The organism is Pseudomonas sp. GXZC (genome assembly GCF_026967615.1).
Lineage (GTDB): Bacteria > Pseudomonadota > Gammaproteobacteria > Pseudomonadales > Pseudomonadaceae > Aquipseudomonas > Aquipseudomonas azotoformans_A.
Genome location: NZ_CP114115.1, coordinates 2,875,444 through 2,890,809, shown reverse-complemented (window position 1 = coordinate 2,890,809; position 15,366 = coordinate 2,875,444). Strand labels below are relative to the sequence as shown.

The window sequence follows — 15,366 nt, the reverse complement described above, 5'->3', positions numbered from 1 at the left end:
TAGATGAACGCGTTTACACGTTTCTCAATGGCGGTCGGCCTGGCGCTGCTGCCCCACGTGGTGCTGGCCGATACCGCACCGATCAAACCCAAGGTGATGCTGATCACCATGTTCGCCCCTGAGGCGCAAACCTGGATCGATCGCCTGGAACTCAAGCAGGAAGTCCGCGTACCGGGGCTGTCGGCCGAATACCCGGTGATCCGCTGCAACACCCAGGACGTGTGCCTGCTGGTCACCGGCATGGGCCAGACCAACGCCGCCGCGTCCACCCTAGCCTTGGCCTTGTCGCCCAAATTCGACCTGCGCCAGAGCTATTTCCTGATCGCCGGGATCGCCGGCATCAGCCCCAAGCACGGCACCCTCGGCACCGCCGCCTGGGCGCATTACCTGGTGGAATTCGGCACCCAGTGGGAGTTGGATTCGCGGGACGCGCCCAAGGATTGGCCGACGGGTTATATCGGCATCAACACCAAAGGCCCCAACGAGAAACCACCGTTGGACTACAAGACCGAAGTGTTTGAGCTGAACCCCAAGTTGCAGGCCAAGGCGTTTGCCTTGTCACAAAAAGTGGAGCTGACCGAGAGCAAGGAGTCCGCCGCCTGGCGCAAACACTACCCCGCCGCCCCGGCCAACCAGCCGCCGCAAGTCACCCGCTGCGACACCCTGGCGGGCAACACCTGGTTTTCCGGTACACGCCTGAGCGAACGCGCCGAAGTCTGGACCAAGCTGCTGACCGACAACAAAGGCGAATACTGCACCACCCAACAGGAAGACAACTCCACCTACGAAGCCCTGCTACGCGCCAGCCGCGAAGGCCTGGTGGATATCCAGCGCCTGGCGGTGGTACGTGCCGGTTCCGACTTCGACCGCCCATACCCTGGCTACAGCGAAGTAGACAACCTGCTGAAGTACGCGGATCAGGGCGGTTTTGTGCCGGCGCTGGAGAACCTGTACCGCACGGGCAACCCGCTGGTACAGGCGATTCTCAACAACTGGTCGGCCTGGGAGAAAGGTGTTCCGGAGGCCTGACCACCGTAATCAAGGCAGGAAGATGATTTTGTCTGCGCTGCCTTGATTCACCTCCTCATAGCACTGCACCCCATCGGCCAGCGCCACTTCACGCAAGCCGGTGGGCAACGGCAACAGGCCTTCATCAAAGAATCGTCCGAACTGCTCCAGCATCACCGCGCACTGCTCGCAGTTGTAGAGCAACGAATTGATCCCCACCACCGAGCCACCTTTGCGATACAGCGCCAGGGCCGGCAGTTGTACATGGCCGTCCACCGGCGCGGCGATGATCGCGATGCGGCCGAACGGTGCCAAACCTGCAACGGCTGCCGGCAGCCAGAAACCGGTGGTGTCGAAGATCACATCGGCACCGCCCTTGAACACCGCATTGGCCTGCGCACCGAGCTCTTCCGGTTTGCCCAAGGCAATCGCCTCAAAACCTTGCGCCTGCAATACCTCGACCTGCTCTGGTCGACGTACAGCGGCCAGCACCTGGGCGCCACGGATTTTTGCCAGGGCCAGGGTCGCGCTGCCCACCGCGCCATTGGCACCAATCACCAACAGACGCGTGCCTTGGGTCACGCCACTGCGTTCCAGGGCATCCCAAGCGGTGGTATAGGGCACACCGAGGCTGGCCGCCTGGGCAAAACTCAAATGGCTGGGCTTATGCGCCACGCCCTTGGCCGACACGGTGAGGTACTGGGCGTGGGAGCCATCGGCGAAAAAGCCCAGGTCGCGGCCGGTGCCCCAGACTTCCTGGCCCAGCAGTGCCTGCGGCCCTTCCACCACCACACCGGCAAAATCGCGACCGGGAATACGCGGCAAGGTGGTGTAGGGAAAGCGGCCGAGCACGTTTTTGACGTCGCTGGGGTTGAGGCCGGCGGCCTTGACCTGCACCAGCACTTCACCGGCGGCCGGCACCGGGGTGGCGACGTCAACGAAGCGCAGGGCGGCGAGGTCGCCGGTGGCGGAAAATTGCAGTGCTTTCATGGCCAATATCCATCGAAGTTAAGAGAGAGATCAGGAGAACCAGTCGCCCACCAGCTGTCGGCCCATGGGCCAGAGCTTTTCACCCAGCAGCATGCCCATCAGGCCCACCAGGGCGATGGCCGGCGGTGCGGGCGAACGGAAATCCAAGGCGCCGTAGATCACGCCGACAAACAGGCCGATGGCGAGGGAAATCAGGTAGTTCATGGGGGCAGCGCCTTGTGGGTGGATGCGCTCAGTCTAGAGCGCTGAATCCTGAAGCATCGGCCAAGTTCTTCAGGATTTCGGCCAAACCCGTCAATCGACGTACTGCGAAGGCGCCACGCCGAGTTCACGGCGAAACATGTCGCTGAAACTGCTGGGGGAATAGCCTAGGGAACGTGCGATGGCACTGACCGGCTGGCCTTGGATCAGCTCCGCCACCGCCGTGGCCAATTGCACCTGGCGCCGCCATTCGGCAAAGCCCATGCCCAGGTTATTCTGGAACAGCCGCGACAAGGTACGCACACTGGCGCCGGCAGCTTCGGCATGCTGTTCGAACAGGATCTCCAGGGACGGCGCAGCCATGACCGCCTGGCACGCACTGATCAATCGACGGTCGGCGTCCACCGGCATGGCGATGCGCATCGGTGAACGGCGCGCCCGCTGCAGCTCCAGCAAAGCCAGGCTGACCAACGCTTCGTAATACGCCACATCGCCGTTATCGCCCTCGTCCACCAGTGTGACGATCAGCTCACGCAATAACCCACCGACTTCGATCACCTGCACCTGGCTGTCCAACGTGGCTGCCAGGGCCGGGCGCAGGTAGATGTTGCGCATCTGCAAATCCGACACCACGCGAATCCCATGTTCCACCCCCGGCGGCAGCCAGACGGCACGCTGTGGCGGCACCACCAGGGCTTCATGCGGCGTCTCGACCCACATCACCCCGCTCATGGCGTAGAGCAATTGGCCCCAGTCATGGCTATGCGGTTCAACGTACAGCCCGCGCGGATAAGTACGCGCCAAGGGCTGTACGGGCACGGCGTGATCACTGAGGTCGGGAGGCGCAGCCAGGGCCATGATGTACACATCAATCAAGGGTGAGCCGCCATGGTAATGACCACCGTTCGACAATCCGAGTGAATTTTTACGGACCACGGAGATCATTGGCTTATACCGGCGCCGCTCGGAAGCGTGCGCTACAGGCTTGATCAAGGAGAGAGACCATGGATGCAATACTGTCGGTCAACGGCAAGGCACGGATCGATTACACCCAGGACACCCTGTTCGGGCCGATTACCCGGCATGTCGAATGCCAAGTGAGCTTGCAACACCAAGCTACCAGGACGGTACTGAAGGTATTCCAACCGCTGCCGGACGATCTACGTGATGCGCAAATGGTGGTGTTTGCGCTGGAGGGACGGCGCACCCATGGTGTGGTCAAGCATCGTCGACACCTGGCCGACCATAGCCTGCGGCTCGAACTCGAACGGCAATAGGAGCCGGCTGGCCGGCTCCCGCAAGCACGTCAGCCTTTGGCGGATTTGGCGCATTCGCACCCGGTCGCCGCCGCACACGGCTCACCATGGGCATGGTGCTCCGCACAGCCCTGACAGCAATAACCCTTGCCGTCCTTCATTACCGCGTCAGCTCCCAGCACACACTTGCAGTGTGGGCAGGCACAGGTTTTATCTGGCATGGTCAGACTCCTTTTTCGTGGTCGTCCCGGTGCGGCGGGCGCCGGCACCTTAATGAGGGACTGCGGCCCGCCGGCGATGGTTCAAACCGTCAGTCGGCGCGGGTATTGCTGCGGTACATGAACAGCAGCGCCAGGGCCAGGCAGACCATCGCCACGATCCGCGCACCCGACAACTCAATCGCCGGGTTGCCCAGCCAACCGAAGTTGTCGATCAACATGCCCATGCCCAATTGCCCGACGATCACCGCCACCGTCGCCACCGCCGTGCCGACTACAGGCACCGCGCCGACCATCACCATCATGTACACCACACCGAACAAGGCGCCCGTGAGCTGCCATTTCGGCACATCCAGCAGGCTCACCGACTGGGCCGGCTCAAAGAACAAGATCATCAATGCAGTGACAATCGCCCCCACGCCAAAGGTCACCAGGCTGCCGCGCAGCACGCCCACCGCCTGGCCCAAGCGACCATTGATGGCGGCTTGCACACTCAACACCGCACCTGCGGCGACCACCACTACCAGCAACAAAATCAGGTTCATCGCTTTAACCCCGCGCAATCAGAACAAGTGCCACCACAATCAACGCCAGGGCGATCCAGCGTTCGCCATTGACCCGCTTGCGCGCCGCGCCGAACCAGCCGAAATGGTCGATCAGCACGCTCTTGCCGACTTGCCCCGACAGAATCGCGATCATGGTCATCGCAATACCGATATGCGGCGTGGCCAGGGTCAGTACCACCACGTAGATCGGCCCCAGGAAACCACCGATCAACTGCCAGCGCGGCAGCTCGGACAACGCCGGGCCTTTTCGCGGACCACTGAACAACAGCAGTAGAAACAGGATCGCCGAGCCCACGCCAAAGATGCTCAAGGTGGCCCACAAATGCCCGACCTGCACACCCAATGGCCCGAGCAGGCCGGCTTCAACTGACAGGCCCATGCCAGCCAGGATCACCAGCGGCAAAAGCAGTAGCCGCAGGCCGTTTTTTTTCGGCTTGGCTGGCGCCACGCCCTCGATGGAACTTGCTTGCATACACCACCTGCACATCAACAAAGGATTGGATGGCGCGCATTATCCGGTGGCCGTGCTGTGCGATAAATGGGAGCATGCCAACAACACCTTTGCGCAAAACGCACAGCCTGGAGGCACGATGCAAGGCTTGAATGAACTGAGCTTCAAGGCGCTGCGCCTGTTCGTCGCCGTGCTGGACCTCGGTAGTTTTTCCGAAGTGGCACGCCGTGAGGGCCTGGCGCCCTCTTCCATCTCCCGGCAGATCCAACTGATGGAACAGGCCCTAGGCCAGCAATTGCTCTACCGTCACACCCGCGCTGTCAGCCCCACCGAGGCCGGGCGCTTGCTCGGACGACATGCGCGCTTGATGCTGGAACAACTGGAAGCCGCCGGCCAGGCGCTGCAGGAACAGGAAAGCGAGCCCAGCGGCCTGGTGCGCATCAATGCGCCGATGGTGTTCGGCCAGCGCCATCTCTCCCCTTGGCTGGGCGAGTTGTGCCGGCGTTATCCGAAGCTGCAACTGGATATCCAACAAACCGACACCTATGTGGACCCGTTGCAGGACGGTACCGACCTGCTTTTTCGGATCGGCGTGCTCAACGATTCCAGCATGCAGGCGCGCATCTTCGCGCCCCAACGCTTTCGCATCGCCGCGAGCCCGGCCTACCTGGCCCGACACGGCACACCGCAGCATCCTGACGAACTGATCAACCACCAGTGCCTGGCCTACAAAGGCATTACCGGCCAGCAACGCTGGTTCTTCCGCAAGGGCCAGGGCGACTGGACACCTTATAGCGTCAAGGGCCCGATCACCGGCAATCATGCCGACACGCTCACCTACGCCGCCGAACAAGGGCTGGGGCTGGTGGTGTTTCCCTCCTGGTTGATCGGCGACAGTCTGCGTGCGGGCACTCTGCAGGCGGTGCTGACAGAGTACGACGTGGCGACGACATTGGAGCCCCAGCAAATAGCCGCGCTGTGGCCGGGGAGCCGGCGCTTGTCGCTGAAGGTGCGCACGGTGATTGATTATTTTGTGGAGTGTTTTGGAGCGGTGCCGTATTGGGATCGGTGACTTTTCCAAGTCGAGAAGAACGTCGCTATGAAGGAAATTTCCTTACAGAAACAGGTAGGTCCGTTCTGATTTTCCGAGCCAGTATTTCTGGCCTCTGCATGCTGCGGCAGACTCTGACGATATCTTTTTGAGAGAGCTGCCATGGAATTCACTTACCCCAAAATATCGCGCGCTGCGCGAGCCGCTTCAGTCAGCGGTCTGGCCGTCTTTGATAGCGCACGTAGTTTTGGCTATATTTGGCCAAAATACGGAGATAACCACATGACAACCGTACCTTTGGGCGAAGCAAAAAATAATCTGTCGAAACTGGTTGATGAAGCTGCCGCCGGCAAAATCATTACCATTGCCAAGCATGGACGTGCGATGGCTCAGCTTGTGCCCGTCGGCAAGTCCAAGGGTCGGAGAATCGGTGCAATGCAGGGCAAGCTCGTCATTCCTGAAGACTTCGACGCACCTTTGCCTGACGACCTACTGGATGCCTTCGAAGGCAACCGCTTATGAGAATGTTGCTGGATACCCATATTCTGCTTTGGACGCTGAGTGAAGATCCTAAGCTATCCAGCAAAGCCAGGAAGCTGATTGAGAACGCAGCAGAGATTTACATCAGCGCTGCAACATTCTGGGAGCTGTCAATTAAGGTCGGCCTGGGGAAACTCACCGTCGATCTGGATGAAATCCGTGAGTACTGCCTGGAAAGCGGATTCGTCGAACTGCCCATCACTCCAGAACATGCGATCGCGGTCAAGGACCTTGAGCACCATCACAAGGATCCGTTTGATCGACTCATCGTTGCGACCGCCATCAGCGAGCCCATGAAGCTATTGACCGCCGATCCGCAGGTCGCCCAATACACGTCCCTGGCAATTCTGGTGTAAGTCGTCCCAATTGCTTCGGTGCGCCTACCCAAACACCCACTGCCCTATCAACCAGGCATTCGCCCCACTGATCACCGCAAACAGAAACCACGCCAGCAAGCGTGTCGGCAGCCGATTCACGAATGGCCCCATCAGTTGCTTGTCACCGGTCATGCGGATCAGCGGATACAGCGCGAACGGCAATTGCAGGCTGAGCACCACCTGGCTGAGGATCAGCAATTTGCCGATGGCATCGTCGCCCATCAGCCATACCCCCAAAAACGCAGGGATCAGCGCCAGGCCACGGGTGATCAGGCGCCGTTGCCAGCAGGGAATGCGCAGGTTGAGGTAGCCCTCCATGATCACCTGCCCGGCGATGGTGCCGGTAAAGGTGGAGCTTTGCCCGGAGGCGAGCAAGGCAATGCCGAACAGGATGCTGGCGAAGGCACCACCGACCAGCGGGTCTAGCAGGTGATAGGCGTCCTGGATCTCAACCACCTCAGTGTGGCCGGTCTTGTGGAAGGCTGCGGCGGCGAGCACCAGGATCGCGGCGTTGACCAACAGCGCCAGGGCCAGGGAGCCGATGGTGTCGATACGCGCCAACTTGACCGCGTCCTGTTTGCTTGCCAGATCCTTGCCGATCAGGCGGGTTTGCACGATGGAGCTGTGCAGGTAGAGGTTATGGGGCATCACCGTAGCCCCGAGGATGCCGATGGCCAAATACAGCGGTGCAGCATCGCTTATGGCCGACAGTGACGGGGTGAAACCACTGAACACGTCCGGCCAGTAAGGTTTGATCAGGACCAGTTCGATGAAAAAACACACGCCGATGGTCGCGACCAGCGCCAGCATGATCGCTTCCAAACGGCGGAAACCACGGTTCTGCAGGGCCAGGATCAGCAGTGTGTCGAAGGCGGTGATGACAATGCCGGTGGTCAGCGACACCCCCAGCAGCAGGTGGAATGCCAAGGCGCAGCCCAGCACCTCGGCAAGGTCGGTGGCGATGATGGAGATTTCCGCCAGCACCCACTGGGTGCGTGCAGACCGCTGGCTATAGCGCTCACGGCAGAGTTGCGCCAGGTCCTTGCCGGTGGCGATGCCCAACCTTGAACACAGGCACTGCACCGCCATCCCTGCCAAGCTGGCCAGCAGCACCACAAACAACAGGTTGTAACCGTAGCGCGAGCCGGCCTCGATGGCCGTGGCCCAGTTGCCGGGGTCCATGTAGCCGATGGAGATCAGCAGCCCAGGCCCGGCAAACATGAGGATGCGCTTAAAGAACGAAGCCTTGGGATCAACGGCGACAGAACCCGCCACTTCCGGCGGGCAGAACGGGGCGGTGGCGATTTTTGGCAGGCTGAATTTCACGCGGTATCCCAGGCAAACACACAAGACAGAGGCGCAGCTTATCAGTCGGAAGCAACCGTGCGCATCACCGTGTCCCGTGGCAGGTCGAACGCCTCGACCACTTGCACCACCAGGTCCATCTCCTGGTTCAGTGCTTCACGCTCCATGCGCTGGCGAATCACGCCGATCACCAGCACCGCCAGGGTGGTGATCGAATACGCAGGGCCGGAAAACGCGCGCACGCCGCTCACCACCAGCATCGCCGCTGCCACCGCCTGCCCCACCACCGGAATCGCCGTGGCCGCACCGCGTCGCAGGATAAAACCGGTCAACCCGGCCAGCGCTGTACCGCTCAACGCAGTGGTGGCCGACCGACCCACGTCAAAACGCCTGAACAGCCCCTGCTCCTTTTGCGCGGCAGCTTTGAGTTCCGCGTCGAACACCAGCCGGTCCGCATGGCTGAGTTTGTCTTTGTACTGTTCGATGAGTTTTTCGGCGACCTGGGTTTCAAGGTCAGCCAATTCGACGGTATCGAGCGGTTCATCGAACTTGATGCTCAGCCGCTGCGCCACATCCTCAGCAATCTGGCGATAACTCACGCCATGGCCACGGGCCAGGTTCATAAAGGTATCGCCGCCCATGCGCTGCAACTCGATGGCCAGCTTGAGCGGCTCGCGCATGCTGGCGTCTATGGATGCACTGCGTTTTTGCGCCATCAACTCGGCGAGGAACTTCAACTCTTCAGGCCGCGCCTGGACCAACGCCGGGAACAGGTCCGCGTCCTCTTCGGCAAAACGCACATCGGCGCTGCGCTGGTCGGAGCGGATCATGCCGCGCCGCTCGTGCAGCAGGTCGGTGTACTGCACCACCGTCTGCAGCTGCGGCCAGTAAGCGGCGTGATCGAAAGTTGCCAGATGCACATTGGTGACCTTGGCCTTGAGCGCCGGCGTTACCGGAATGGCATAGCGGCCGATGCAACGCTCAGTATCCGGTTTCAGGGCCAAGGCCCAGTCTTTGCTGGAGTGGCAATTGATCACACGGCCTTTTAGCGACGCGGACACGTCATCCCACGGGCTGGACGTGCAGATCGCCCCACCCATCAACAGCAGGTTGTCCAACGGCAGCTCGCGGGCGGTATCAGGGCGGGCCAGCAAACTCTTGACCAAGATGCGCGCGCCCAGTGAATGGCCAATCAGGTTGATGCGCCGCACTTCAAGGGATTCACCGTGCAGGTAGGCGGCCAGCTCCGGCAGCAGGCTCCTGGCAACTTCATCTACCCGCGCCTCGACGCTTTTATAGTGGTCGAGAAAGTAGGCAATCGCCTTGCCCACGCCCACAGTGGCTGCACCCAGGCTGCCGCCGCCGAGCATCGCGCCGATCACGTCCTTGAACGGCGCGAACAGGTTTTCCAGGAAATGCCCCGCCGGCCAGAACAGCATCAGGTTGGTCGAGCCTTCGATGCCCGCCAACTGCGCCTTGAAGCTGCCCAGCTGTTGCAGGTTGAAGAACGCCGAATAACCGTGGACATAGAGATTAAGCACATCACCCTCGGGCTCACCACACATCAAGAACGTGGGCTTGCGAGTGCGGTGCATTTCATCCCACTGGTGCTGCATGGGGCAATGACTCCTGGTAACGAGGGACGGCGATAGTAACAAAGGGCGGGGTTCAACGTGGTACCGCTGGGGGAAAAGGCACCGCATTGGCCTCATCATCCTTTCAAAACAGAGAGGCCGCCTTGGACTTGGCCAGGTAGCGCGCCGGTGAATCGCCCAGGTTGCGGCGGAACACTGAAGTGAAAGCGCTGGAACTGCTGAACCCCAACTCGAACGCCACATCGGTGATGGACGAGCCATGACTGAGCCGCGCCGTCGCCTCCAACAGGCACACCTGTTGGCGCCAGGACACAAAGGTCATGCCGGTGCATTCACGAAAGTTACGGGTAAAGGTGCGCCGGCTCATGCTCGACCAGTCGGCCATCTCGCCGATGGAGATCTTCTGGGTCGGGGCTTCGAGAAAGCGCTGACAAGAACGGGCCAGACGCGCTTCGGAGGGCAACGGCGCACTGAGGGGCAACTCGGGCATGGCGCCGATTTCATCGATCAATAGGGTCAGCACACAACGGTCGCGCACGCTGGGCGAGGCCGATGGCCCAATCGCCAACGCCGCTTCCAGCAGATGGCGCAACAGTGGCGAGACGCCAAATACCTGGCAATAGTCCTGCAACCCTGCGCGCTGAGCGGCGTCGTCGTCCAGGTAAGTATTGAGCATCACCACATCGCCGCGCATGTGCATCTCATGGGAAATCCCGCCCGGCACCCAGATGGCGCGCTGCGGCGGTACGACCCAATTACCGAGGTCAGTAAACATTTTCAACGCGCCTGTGGATGCGTACGCGAACTGCCCACGACGATGGGTATGCCGTGGAAACACCGTACCGGACGGGTACTCGCGCAGCGTCACCACCGCTTCGGGGCTATCGGGTTCGTAAGGAGAATAGGTAAAGGTCGGCGGCATGGCCCGATTTTGTCAAAGTATGACCTGACATAGCAAGCGGGCCACTACTCTGCCACCTAGAATCGTCGCTCCCCAAGTTGGGTTCATCTCGAAGGGATATTCGGAAAATGAGTGTCAAAAACTACTTGGACGTACGAGTAGACGGCGCCGTTCTGATGGTGGGTCTCAACCGCCCGCAGAAGCGAAACGCCATGTCTCTGGAAGTCATGCACGAACTGCGCGATACCTTTACCAACATGCCTGAAGGCATTGGTGCCGCCGTGCTCTACAGCACCAGCCAACATTTCTGCACGGGGCTGGATCTGTCGGAAATCCGCGACCAGTCGGTGATCGATAACGTCCAGGCCTTCCGCGAATGGCACAAGACCTTCGAACTGATCCAGTTCGGCAAGGTGCCCGTCGTCGCCGCCATTACCGGTGCCGCCATCGGTGGTGGCCTGGAGATCGCCACCGCTTGCAGCCTGCGCGTGGTGGATGACAGCGCCTTCTTCTCGCTGCCCGAAGCCATGCGCGGCCTGTATGTGGGTGTCGGCGCCTCGGTGCGTTTTCCACGCATTGCCGGCATCGCCCTGATGACCGACATGATGCTCACCGGCCGCACGCTCTACGCCAAGGAAAGCTATGAGCGCGGCGTGGCCCAGTACCTGGTGCCGGTCGGCCAGGCGGTGCTCAAGGCCACCGAGTTGGCGCACAAGATCGCCGGCAACCTGCCCATGACCAACTACGCAGTGACCCACGTGCTGCCGCGTATTGTCGATCAAAGCCAGCAGGACGGCCTGATGACGGAAGCCTTGATTGCCGCCGTGGTGTCTTCCGACATCCGCACACAGGATCGCCTGGCGGACTTCCTGGATCGCAAGAAGGACAAGATCCAGACCGCGCCAGCGGTGTAACTCCCGGTCGTGAACGTTGCCGAGCGCACCTCGGCAAACCATGGATGGCCTTCACAACTCACTCTCAACCCGGTGAAACCATGTTTCAGCACAGCACTCAAGACGATCTTTATCGCAGCAATGACGCGACCGATGAACGATTGATCAAAATCGAACGCAGCTGGCACAAACGCGCACAGATCAAGCTCGATTCCCAGCGCCCGGATATCCAGCTTGACCTGCAGGCGCCGGACTTTCTCGAGGCCCTGTTACCTTTCGCCCATGATCCGTACTATCAGAATTACCCCCATGCCCTGAAGCTGCTGATCCTGTCGGCCGGCTGGGTGATCTACAACCAGAAAACCATCGCCATCGAAACCGAAATCATCTGCCCGTCCTGCATCGACCTGCTGCAGTTGGGCTCACGCCTGAGCTCCGCCAGCGCCGCGACGATTTCCGAAACCCTGGCGGATGAGGCTTATCACACACTGTTTTCGATCAACATGTGTGAACTGGCCATCACTCAGCGCGGCATGCGCATCAAATGGCCGGAACTGGAACTGACCCGCCACTTGAGCCAGGCCCAGGCCACCCTGTCCGAGGCGGATTTCAAGATCTACCGCCTGGCCTTCTCGCTGGTCTCGGAAACGTTTATCAGCGACTACCTGGCCGACCTCAGCGACGCGCCAGACATCCAGCCGGTGTTCCGCCACGTGGTGGCCTTGCACAAAAAAGACGAACTGGTGCACAAGCACATCTTCCCGCTGTTCGTACAGCAGGTGGTCGGTGACTTCACCGCGCAGCAAACCGCCTTGTTCACCCGCGGCATCGCCAACTCGATCCGAATCTTCCCGATGCGCGAGATTTCGGCGTGGCGAATCATCCTGCCGCAACTGCTCGAAGTGTTCGGCGATCAATCGCTGCTGCTACCGACTCAATTTACCGAGACCGGCGAAGCGGACTACTCGGCCATGCCCGAGATCCTCAGCTCCATTGGCATACACCCCGAAGCGGTGCTACCCGAGCTGCCAGTGATGAGCGAACCGGCCACCACCGTTTAAAACCAGCGTGCCGCTGACCAATACAAATTCAATAGAGTAATTGTCATGTGTGGATACATTGGCGTCTTTGCCAAACAACCTCGTGCATTCAACCCGAACATGTTCGATGCCGCCCTGCGTGCCATCCACCATCGCGGCCCGGACAGCTCCAGCCAGTGGTTCGACCCCAACGGCCAGGCCGCCTTTGGTTATGTGCGCCTGGGCCTGGTCGGCCTGGGTAACGGCACCCAGCCTATCGTCGCCGACGAAGGCGACCTGGTGATGATGGTCAACGGCGAGTTCTATGACTATCAACGCATCCGCGCCGAACTGGAAAGCTACGGATGCCGCTTCAAGACCTCGTCCGACAGCGAAATCGCCATGCACCTGTACCGTCGCCATGGCGTACGTGGCCTCAAGCAACTGCGCGGCGAGTTCACCATCCTGATCTTCGATCGCCTGCGCAAAAAGCTGTTTGCCGTGCGTGACCGGGTGGGCGTCAAGCCGCTGTACTACACCGAGCATGAAGGTGCCTGGTACTTCGCCTCCGAAATCAAAGCCTTGCTCGCCGCCGGCGTGCCGGCGCAGTGGGACCACGAAGCCTACGCCAATCGCGGTTTTATCCTGCGTGACCGTACCGTCTTCAACAACATTCGCAGCGTGAAACCGGGTTGCTGGATCATCGCCGATGAAAGCGGCCTGCAGACCGAGCAGTACTGGGACTGGGACTTCCCGGATGCCCAGGACACCGAACAGCGCAGCGAAGCCGAGATGATCGAGTCCCTGCGCAGCACCATCGAAGAGTCCGTGCGCCTGCGCCTGCATGCCGATGTACCGGTCGGTGTGTGCCTCAGTGGCGGCCTCGATTCATCGGCCATGCTGGGAATTGCCACCGAGCTGACGGGTCAGCCATTGCAGGCGTTCCACTTGTCCTTCGAAGGCGAGCAGGCCTACGACGAGCGCCAATTCGCCGAAGTGGCCGCCCGACATAACCGTGCTCACCTCAACGTGCTGTCGGTGAACTCTTCCGACATGGCGGATAACTTCGAAAATGCCCTGTGGCACGCCGAAATGCCCTTCGCCAACGCCCACAGCGTGGCCAAGTACCTGTTGTGCAAATACGTGCAGAACCAGGGCATGCGCGCCGTACTCACGGGTGAAGGTGCCGACGAAGTCTTCGGCGGCTACCCGCACTATCGTCGCGACATGGTGTTGTACAACCACGAAAACCAGGACCCGACGGCGATTGCCGAACTGACCCGGCGCCTGCATGCCAGCGAGGACCGCTACCTGCCCGGCGGCAAAAATGATGTGAAATGGGTGCAGGACGAACTCGGCCACGGCGTGTCCTGGCTGCAAACCCAGTCGGCGTTGTTCGGCCCCCTGGCGCAACTGTACAGCGATGACTTCCGTGAGCGTTTCAGCAACACCGATGCCTATCGTGAGTTCTACGACCGCCTGAGCCCACGGGCGCTCAACGGCTGGGAACCGGTCAACCGTTCGTTGTACATGGTCGCCAAGTCCAGCCTGCCCAACGTGGTGCTGACCTCCCTGGGCGACCGCATGGAAATGGCCGGCAGCCTGGAGGGCCGTCCACCGCTGCTCGATCACCAAGTGATCGAAGCGGCGTGCCGCTTGCCGGTGAACATGAAAGTGCGCGGCGCCACCGAGAAATACGCCTTGCGCGAAGCCATGCGCCCTTACGTGCCGCAGGCTGTGCTGGACCGCAAAAAGCAATACTTCCGCGCTCCACCGGCATCCGAAAGCCCACAGTCGAAGCTGTATGAAATGATCAATGATGTGTTGAGCGGCCCGGCATTGCACAACGTGCCGTTCTTCGATCCGCGTAAAGTACGCGCCTTGCTGGCAACCTTGCCAAGCCTGTCCACCGCACAGCGCGCCTCGGCAGATAACCTGCTGATGGAAATCGCCGGGCTGTGCCTGATGCAAAAACGCTTCGCCTTGAATTGACTTCCCGGCGGCACCTCGCGATTGCGGTGTGCCGCCTGACCCAAGGAGGGTCCATGCTGAAAAAACATCTGTCTCTTGCCGTGCTCGTCACCCTGGTATGGGGGGTCAATTTCCCCATCACCAAGCTCGGCCTGCGTGCCATCGACCCGTTTGTACTCACGGGTATCCGCTTTGCCCTCGCCGCCCTGCCGCTGGTGTTCTTTATCAAACGTCCCGCCGTCAAGTTCAGCTACGTGGCCGCCTATGGCTTTATCTTCGGGCTGGGTATGTGGGGCGTGATCAACTATGGCATCCAGGTGGGCGTGAGCCCCGGTATCGCCTCGTTGATTATCCAGCTCAGCGTGTTCTTCACCATGGGCTGGGGCTTTTTGCTGTTCAAGGAAAAGATCCGTGGCGCGCAGATGCTCGGCGCCGTGCTGGCCTTGATAGGCCTGGCGGGGATCATCTCGACCCAGGAAGGCAACCATGCGGTGCTGGGCGTCATGCTGATCGTGCTCAGCGCGGTGGCCTGGAGCGTCGGCAACGTGATCATCAAGAAATCCGGGGTCAAGGAGATCTTCTCGTTCATGGTGTGGGCCAGCCTGATCCCGCCGATCCCGCTGTTCCTCACGGCCTGGGTGATGCACGGCAGCGCCGCGTTCGAAGGTTTGCAGGCCAGCCTCGACCTGACGGCGGTGTTGTCGATCCTGTTCCAGGTGTACCTGGCCACGCACTTCGCCTACTGGGGCTGGAACTCGTTGCTCAAGCTGTACCCGGTGTCCACCGTGGCGCCGCTGTCGTTGCTGATTCCGGTGTTCGGTATCACCAGCTCGATGCTGATTCTGGACGAGCGCATTTCTACGCCGAACCTGATCTCGATCGGGATCATCATCGTCGGGTTGGCGGTGGGCCTGTACCGCAGGCCAGTCAACCTCGCGCCCGTGGAACCGCATCCGATTGTCCACATGGATAGATAGTCATGGCATAAATTCGGGATTTTGTTCGTGTATTGAGTGCTTTAGCC

The 15,366-nt window shown here is 60.7% G+C and carries 18 protein-coding genes; 9 read left to right on the top strand and 9 right to left on the bottom strand.

Annotated features, from left to right (window positions below; translation table 11 throughout):
* The first annotated feature begins 3 nt into the window (after positions 1 to 3).
* Positions 4 to 1,029, top strand: a complete 1,026-nt coding sequence (locus OZ428_RS13800; protein ID WP_269133743.1) for a purine-nucleoside phosphorylase — start codon at positions 4 to 6, stop codon at positions 1,027 to 1,029.
* Positions 1,030 to 1,038: 9 nt separating this feature from the next.
* Here OZ428_RS13800 and OZ428_RS13795 read toward each other — a convergent pair whose 3' ends face one another.
* The 3 genes from OZ428_RS13795 to OZ428_RS13785 all read right to left on the bottom strand — a co-directional run bounded on the left by OZ428_RS13795 (position 1,039) and on the right by OZ428_RS13785 (position 3,057).
* Positions 1,039 to 1,998, bottom strand: a complete 960-nt coding sequence (locus OZ428_RS13795) for a quinone oxidoreductase family protein (protein ID WP_269133742.1) — start codon at positions 1,996 to 1,998, stop codon at positions 1,039 to 1,041.
* A 30-nt stretch (positions 1,999 to 2,028) separates the two neighbouring features.
* Positions 2,029 to 2,202 (bottom strand): DUF1427 family protein, encoded by a 174-nt coding sequence (locus OZ428_RS13790; RefSeq protein WP_269133740.1) that lies wholly within the window; start codon positions 2,200 to 2,202, stop codon positions 2,029 to 2,031.
* 90 nt (positions 2,203 to 2,292) lie between these two features.
* Positions 2,293 to 3,057: an AraC family transcriptional regulator gene (locus OZ428_RS13785; protein WP_269134176.1), complete on the bottom strand. Its 765-nt coding sequence runs from the start codon at positions 3,055 to 3,057 to the stop codon at positions 2,293 to 2,295.
* 146 nt (positions 3,058 to 3,203) lie between these two features.
* Between OZ428_RS13785 and OZ428_RS13780 the strand changes: the two genes are divergently transcribed.
* Complete coding sequence (locus OZ428_RS13780) at positions 3,204 to 3,476, top strand: hypothetical protein (RefSeq protein WP_269133739.1); 273 nt, start codon at positions 3,204 to 3,206, stop codon at positions 3,474 to 3,476.
* Positions 3,477 to 3,505: 29 nt separating this feature from the next.
* On the opposite strand, the gene OZ428_RS13775 is transcribed toward OZ428_RS13780, so the two are convergent.
* The 3 genes from OZ428_RS13775 to OZ428_RS13765 form a co-directional block, all read right to left on the bottom strand.
* Positions 3,506 to 3,676 carry a metallothionein gene (locus tag OZ428_RS13775; protein WP_016977247.1) on the bottom strand — a complete coding sequence of 57 codons (171 nt, stop codon included), beginning with the start codon at positions 3,674 to 3,676 and terminating at the stop codon, positions 3,506 to 3,508.
* Positions 3,677 to 3,765: 89 nt separating this feature from the next.
* Positions 3,766 to 4,218, bottom strand: coding sequence for a DMT family transporter (locus tag OZ428_RS13770; RefSeq protein WP_269133738.1), 453 nt, complete (start codon positions 4,216 to 4,218; stop codon positions 3,766 to 3,768).
* A gap of 4 nt (positions 4,219 to 4,222) precedes the next feature.
* Positions 4,223 to 4,711: a DMT family transporter gene (locus tag OZ428_RS13765; RefSeq protein WP_033901583.1), complete on the bottom strand. Its 489-nt coding sequence runs from the start codon at positions 4,709 to 4,711 to the stop codon at positions 4,223 to 4,225.
* Between the two features lie 118 nt (positions 4,712 to 4,829).
* Between OZ428_RS13765 and OZ428_RS13760 the strand changes: the two genes are divergently transcribed.
* The 3 genes from OZ428_RS13760 to OZ428_RS13750 all read left to right on the top strand — a co-directional run bounded on the left by OZ428_RS13760 (position 4,830) and on the right by OZ428_RS13750 (position 6,637).
* On the top strand, positions 4,830 to 5,762 hold the full coding sequence (locus tag OZ428_RS13760) for a LysR family transcriptional regulator (RefSeq protein ID WP_061449448.1): 933 nt from the start codon (positions 4,830 to 4,832) through the stop codon (positions 5,760 to 5,762).
* A 141-nt stretch (positions 5,763 to 5,903) separates the two neighbouring features.
* The gene (locus OZ428_RS13755; RefSeq protein ID WP_269133737.1) at positions 5,904 to 6,263 is read left to right on the top strand and encodes a type II toxin-antitoxin system Phd/YefM family antitoxin; all 360 of its coding nucleotides are present in this window, start codon (positions 5,904 to 5,906) and stop codon (positions 6,261 to 6,263) included.
* On the top strand, positions 6,260 to 6,637 hold the full coding sequence (locus OZ428_RS13750; protein ID WP_033901585.1) for a type II toxin-antitoxin system VapC family toxin: 378 nt from the start codon (positions 6,260 to 6,262) through the stop codon (positions 6,635 to 6,637). The genes OZ428_RS13755 and OZ428_RS13750 overlap by 4 nt, the downstream gene beginning before the upstream one ends.
* 24 nt (positions 6,638 to 6,661) lie before the next feature.
* On the opposite strand, the gene OZ428_RS13745 is transcribed toward OZ428_RS13750, so the two are convergent.
* From OZ428_RS13745 to OZ428_RS13735, 3 genes are all read right to left on the bottom strand, one after another.
* Entirely contained in the window at positions 6,662 to 7,984 is a 1,323-nt protein-coding gene (locus OZ428_RS13745; RefSeq protein WP_177076820.1) for an Nramp family divalent metal transporter, read from the bottom strand.
* Positions 7,985 to 8,025: 41 nt separating this feature from the next.
* The gene (locus tag OZ428_RS13740; RefSeq protein ID WP_269133736.1) at positions 8,026 to 9,579 is read right to left on the bottom strand and encodes a DUF726 domain-containing protein; all 1,554 of its coding nucleotides are present in this window, start codon (positions 9,577 to 9,579) and stop codon (positions 8,026 to 8,028) included.
* A gap of 103 nt (positions 9,580 to 9,682) precedes the next feature.
* Entirely contained in the window at positions 9,683 to 10,480 is a 798-nt protein-coding gene (locus OZ428_RS13735) for an AraC family transcriptional regulator (protein ID WP_177110818.1), read from the bottom strand.
* A 107-nt stretch (positions 10,481 to 10,587) separates the two neighbouring features.
* Here OZ428_RS13735 and OZ428_RS13730 point away from each other — a divergent pair, with 107 nt between their 5' ends.
* From OZ428_RS13730 to OZ428_RS13715, 4 genes are all read left to right on the top strand, one after another.
* Complete coding sequence (locus tag OZ428_RS13730; RefSeq protein WP_016977256.1) at positions 10,588 to 11,373, top strand: crotonase/enoyl-CoA hydratase family protein; 786 nt, start codon at positions 10,588 to 10,590, stop codon at positions 11,371 to 11,373.
* 80 nt (positions 11,374 to 11,453) lie between these two features.
* A complete protein-coding gene (locus OZ428_RS13725) occupies positions 11,454 to 12,413 on the top strand; it encodes a diiron oxygenase (protein WP_269133734.1) in 960 nt (319 codons plus the stop codon).
* Between the two features lie 45 nt (positions 12,414 to 12,458).
* Positions 12,459 to 14,363 (top strand): asparagine synthase (glutamine-hydrolyzing), encoded by a 1,905-nt coding sequence (asnB, locus tag OZ428_RS13720; protein ID WP_269133733.1) that lies wholly within the window; start codon positions 12,459 to 12,461, stop codon positions 14,361 to 14,363.
* A gap of 53 nt (positions 14,364 to 14,416) precedes the next feature.
* Positions 14,417 to 15,319, top strand: coding sequence for an EamA family transporter (locus OZ428_RS13715; RefSeq protein WP_269133732.1), 903 nt, complete (start codon positions 14,417 to 14,419; stop codon positions 15,317 to 15,319).
* The last annotated feature ends 47 nt before the right edge of the window (positions 15,320 to 15,366 follow it).

What these genes read in the sequence shown, in the direction of transcription:
- OZ428_RS13800 (WP_269133743.1), top strand. Translation starts at nt 4, where the DNA reads ATGAACGCGTTTACACGTTTCTCAATGGCGGTCGGCCTGGCGCTGCTG.
- OZ428_RS13795 (WP_269133742.1), bottom strand. Translation starts at nt 1,998, where the DNA reads ATGAAAGCACTGCAATTTTCCGCCACCGGCGACCTCGCCGCCCTGCGC.
- OZ428_RS13790 (WP_269133740.1), bottom strand. Translation starts at nt 2,202, where the DNA reads ATGAACTACCTGATTTCCCTCGCCATCGGCCTGTTTGTCGGCGTGATC.
- OZ428_RS13785 (WP_269134176.1), bottom strand. Translation starts at nt 3,057, where the DNA reads ATGGCCCTGGCTGCGCCTCCCGACCTCAGTGATCACGCCGTGCCCGTA.
- OZ428_RS13780 (WP_269133739.1), top strand. Translation starts at nt 3,204, where the DNA reads ATGGATGCAATACTGTCGGTCAACGGCAAGGCACGGATCGATTACACC.
- OZ428_RS13775 (WP_016977247.1), bottom strand. Translation starts at nt 3,676, where the DNA reads ATGCCAGATAAAACCTGTGCCTGCCCACACTGCAAGTGTGTGCTGGGA.
- OZ428_RS13770 (WP_269133738.1), bottom strand. Translation starts at nt 4,218, where the DNA reads ATGAACCTGATTTTGTTGCTGGTAGTGGTGGTCGCCGCAGGTGCGGTG.
- OZ428_RS13765 (WP_033901583.1), bottom strand. Translation starts at nt 4,711, where the DNA reads ATGCAAGCAAGTTCCATCGAGGGCGTGGCGCCAGCCAAGCCGAAAAAA.
- OZ428_RS13760 (WP_061449448.1), top strand. Translation starts at nt 4,830, where the DNA reads ATGCAAGGCTTGAATGAACTGAGCTTCAAGGCGCTGCGCCTGTTCGTC.
- OZ428_RS13755 (WP_269133737.1), top strand. Translation starts at nt 5,904, where the DNA reads ATGGAATTCACTTACCCCAAAATATCGCGCGCTGCGCGAGCCGCTTCA.
- OZ428_RS13750 (WP_033901585.1), top strand. Translation starts at nt 6,260, where the DNA reads ATGAGAATGTTGCTGGATACCCATATTCTGCTTTGGACGCTGAGTGAA.
- OZ428_RS13740 (WP_269133736.1), bottom strand. Translation starts at nt 9,579, where the DNA reads ATGCAGCACCAGTGGGATGAAATGCACCGCACTCGCAAGCCCACGTTC.
- OZ428_RS13735 (WP_177110818.1), bottom strand. Translation starts at nt 10,480, where the DNA reads ATGCCGCCGACCTTTACCTATTCTCCTTACGAACCCGATAGCCCCGAA.
- OZ428_RS13730 (WP_016977256.1), top strand. Translation starts at nt 10,588, where the DNA reads ATGAGTGTCAAAAACTACTTGGACGTACGAGTAGACGGCGCCGTTCTG.
- OZ428_RS13725 (WP_269133734.1), top strand. Translation starts at nt 11,454, where the DNA reads ATGTTTCAGCACAGCACTCAAGACGATCTTTATCGCAGCAATGACGCG.
- asnB (WP_269133733.1), top strand. Translation starts at nt 12,459, where the DNA reads ATGTGTGGATACATTGGCGTCTTTGCCAAACAACCTCGTGCATTCAAC.
- OZ428_RS13715 (WP_269133732.1), top strand. Translation starts at nt 14,417, where the DNA reads ATGCTGAAAAAACATCTGTCTCTTGCCGTGCTCGTCACCCTGGTATGG.